The sequence below is a fragment of the Nonomuraea rhizosphaerae genome, from assembly GCF_019396405.1.
GTDB classification, from domain to species: domain Bacteria; phylum Actinomycetota; class Actinomycetes; order Streptosporangiales; family Streptosporangiaceae; genus Nonomuraea; species Nonomuraea rhizosphaerae.
Window position 1 is genome coordinate 1 of record NZ_JAHKRL010000208.1, and the last position, 3,683, is coordinate 3,683.

The window sequence follows — 3,683 nt, forward strand, 5'->3', positions numbered from 1 at the left end:
CCGGTTGGGGGCGCCCGTCGACGACCTCGCTGCCGAGACGCCGGACGGGCTGCCGCGCCCCTTGGTGCTGGCCGGCTCCGACCAGGGCGCCGCCGGCCTCGGCGCCCTGCTCGCCGCCGCCTCCCCCGCCGCGCCCTGGTGGCCCCAGGCGGCCGTACTCGCCGGCCTGCCCGCCAGCACCTCACGGGCCGCCGAGGGCTGGGAGGACGAACTCAACATCCGAACCCACTGTCCTACCCACCGCGGCGTCCTGACCGGCGACACCTCCGTGGAACGCGGCGCCCTGTCCACCGCCGTCCCCCAGGAGCTGCTGGACGCGGCCTACGAAAGCACCGCCGACATCCCGCACCTGCTCCTGGTCGGCGACGCCGACCCCCTGGCCGACCACGACGCGATCACCCGAACAGCCAAGACCCTGCCCAGGGCACGCCTCACCATCGTCCACGACGCCCACCACGACGTCCTCAACGACCTCCAACACCGCTCGGTAGCCGCCGAGATCATCACCTTCCTCGAAACCCTCCGCAACAACCTCACCCCACCCACCCAAGTAGCGACAAGCGCCTGGTAGGGCCGCCGGGCCGCCGGGGGCGGCGAAGAGGCGGCCACCCGCCCGTGTCAAGAGCGGAGGAGGAAACGGCGGTGCAGCGGAAAGCGGAGGTGGGCGGGCGTTCCGGCCGACTTAAGACCGTGCCAAGTACCCCCGCGCCCGCGCAACGCCGGAGGCGAAAGTCACCAGACCCCAGGCAATCGCGGTCGGCCGGGACGCCCGCCCACCTCTGCGGAACGAAGCAAAACGGAGCAGAACGAAGCAGAAAGCGTTACTGAACCCCCGCCTCCCGCATGTCCCGCAACTCCCGCTTGAGCTCCTTGATCTCGTCCCGCAACCGAGCCGCCACCTCGAACTGCAGATCCGCCGCAGACTGATGCATCTGCTCGGTGAGCGACTCGATCAACGTCTCCATCTGCGCCCGAGGCATCTCCCCCGCGATGGTCTTGGCATGCTGACCGGCCTGCCGAGCCGCGAACCCCGGCACAGGCGCCTTGCCCCGCGAAACCGACCGCCCACCGCCGAGCAGCCGGTCGGTGTCGGCGTCCTCGCGCTGCAACGAGTCGAGGATGTCGGCGATCTTCTTGCGGAGCGGCTGCGGGTCGATCCCGTTGGCCTGGTTGTAGGCGATCTGCTTGGCCCGCCGCCGGTTGGTCTCGTCGATCGCCCGCTCCATCGACGGCGTCACCTTGTCGGCGTACATGTGCACCTGCCCCGACACGTTACGGGCGGCCCGCCCGATGGTCTGGATCAGGGACGTCTCCGAGCGCAGGAACCCTTCCTTGTCCGCGTCGAGGATCGCCACCAGCGACACCTCGGGCAGGTCGAGCCCCTCGCGCAGCAGGTTGATGCCGACCAGCACGTCGAACTCGCCGGTGCGCAGCTCGCGCAGCAGCTCGATGCGGCGCAGCGTGTCGACCTCGCTGTGCAGGTAGCGGACCCGGATGCCGAGCTCCAGCAGGTAGTCGGTGAGGTCTTCGGACATCTTCTTGGTCAGCGTGGTGACCAGGACCCGCTCGTCGCGGTCGGCGCGCTCGCGGATCTCGTGGACCAGGTCGTCGATCTGCCCCTTGGTGGGCTTGACGACGATCTCCGGGTCGACCAGGCCGGTGGGCCGGATGACCTGCTCGACGACGTCGCCCTTGACCCGCCCCAGCTCGTACGAGCCCGGCGTGGCCGACAGGTAGACGGTCTGGCCGATGCGCTCCAGGAACTCCTCCCACTTCAGCGGCCGGTTGTCCATCGCCGACGGCAGCCGGAACCCGTGGTCGACCAGCGTCCGCTTGCGCGAGGCGTCGCCCTCGTACATGGCGCCGATCTGCGGCACGGTCTGGTGCGACTCGTCGAGCACCAGCAGGAAGTCTTCGGGGAAGTAGTCGAGCAGCGTGTTGGGCGCGCTGCCGGCCTCGCGGCCGTCCATGTGGCGCGAGTAGTTCTCGATGCCGGAGCAGGTGCCGATCTGGCGCATCATCTCGATGTCGTACGTGGTGCGCATCCGCAGCCGCTGCGCCTCCAGCAGCTTGCCCTGCCGCTCCAGCTCCGACAGCCGCTCGGCCAGCTCGGCCTCGATGCCGGAGACGGCCGCCGCCATCCGCGCCTCACCGGCGACGTAGTGGGAGGCGGGGAAGATGTAGAGCTCCTCGTCCTCGGTGATGACCTCGCCGGTCAGCGGGTGCATGGTGGACAGCTTCTCGATCTCGTCGCCGAACATCTCGATGCGGACGGCGAGCTCCTCGTACTTCGGGATGATCTCGATCGTGTCGCCGCGCACCCGGAAGGTGCCGCGGGTGAAGGCGAGGTCGTTGCGCGTGTACTGCATGTCGACCAGGCGGCGCAGGAGCTGGTCGCGGTCGACGTCCATGCCGACGCGGAGCCTGGCCATGCGGTCGACGTACTCCTGCGGGGTGCCCAGGCCGTAGATGCACGACACGGACGCCACGACGATCGTGTCGCGGCGGGTGAGCAGCGAGTTGGTCGCCGAGTGGCGCAGCCGCTCGACCTCGTCGTTGATCGAGGAGTCCTTCTCGATGTAGGTGTCGCTCTGCGGGACGTACGCCTCGGGCTGGTAGTAGTCGTAGTAGGAGACGAAGTATTCGACCGCGTTGTTGGGCAGCATCTCGCGCAGCTCGTTGGCGAACTGCGCGGCGAGCGTCTTGTTGGGCTGCATGACCAGGGCGGGCCGCTGCAGCCGCTCGATCAGCCAGGCGATCGAGGCGGTCTTGCCGGTGCCCGTCGCGCCCAGCAGGACACTGTCCTTCTCCCCGGCCTTGACGCGGCGCTCCAGCTCGGCGATGGCCGTCGGCTGGTCGCCGGAGGGAGTCATCTCGGTGACGACCTCGAAGGGCGCCACCTTCCGCTGCAAATCTGTGACCGGACGCATGGTGCCACTGTAGGCGCAGGCACCGACAGAATCCGTCAGGCCGTGCGCTCCCCGATGCGCGGGAACGGCGTGGTCGAGAAGACCACCTCCACCGGCACCTCGAAGTATTCGGCGATGCGAAGTGCCAGGTAGAGGCTGGGGCTGTACTCGCCGCGCTCCAGGTAGCCGACCGTCTGGTAGTGCACCCCGAGGGCGTCGGCCAGTTGCCTGCGCGTGACGCCGCGCTCGGCGCGCAGCAGCGCGATGCGGTTGTAGACGGTCTCACTCATCGCCGACCATCTTCCCAGCCCGGCCGCGCACGGGCGCCAAGCCGGTCATCTGCCCGAGCGGACGAGGCGTACCGGACGCGATCAGCCCGGTCATCCGATGCGCTGCAGGGCCCGGTCGCGGCGGGCCTGCATCAGCGAGCCGGACTCGCGCCGGGCCATCCGGCGCAGGATCGGCGGCGCGAGGAGCAGCCCGGCCACGCTCCACAGGGACAGCACGCCGAGCGTCTCCAGGACGCGCCAGGAGCCGCCGATCTCCGCCGCGGCGGCGGAGGCGGGCGACAGCGCCGCGCGCATGCCGAGCCCGAGCCAGTACACGGGGAAGGCCTGGCCGAGCACCTGCACCCAGCCGGCCAGCGCCGTGATCGGGTAGAAGACGCCGGAGATGGCGGTCACCCCGCCGACCACGAGCATCGCCAGGCCGGCGGCGGTCTGCGGGCTGCTGGCGACCGCGCCGACGACGGCGCCGACGGGCAGCGGGGCCAGC

3 protein-coding genes and 1 pseudogene are annotated in these 3,683 nt (G+C 70.2%); 1 reads left to right on the top strand and 3 read right to left on the bottom strand.

What is annotated here, in order from left to right:
• On the top strand, positions 1-571 hold a 571-nt coding region (locus tag KME77_RS10090; RefSeq protein WP_219464666.1), incomplete at its 5' end, for an alpha/beta hydrolase.
• 250 nt (positions 572-821) lie between these two features.
• On the opposite strand, the gene uvrB is transcribed toward KME77_RS10090, so the two are convergent.
• The 3 genes and pseudogenes from uvrB to KME77_RS10105 form a co-directional block, all read right to left on the bottom strand.
• Entirely contained in the window at positions 822-2,930 is a 2,109-nt protein-coding gene (gene uvrB / locus KME77_RS10095) for an excinuclease ABC subunit UvrB (RefSeq protein WP_219464676.1), read from the bottom strand.
• A 35-nt stretch (positions 2,931-2,965) separates the two neighbouring features.
• A complete protein-coding gene (locus KME77_RS10100) occupies positions 2,966-3,199 on the bottom strand; it encodes a helix-turn-helix transcriptional regulator (RefSeq protein WP_219464685.1) in 234 nt (77 codons plus the stop codon).
• Positions 3,200-3,289: 90 nt separating this feature from the next.
• Positions 3,290-3,683, bottom strand: a pseudogene (locus KME77_RS10105) (ABC transporter permease); the annotation flags it as partial.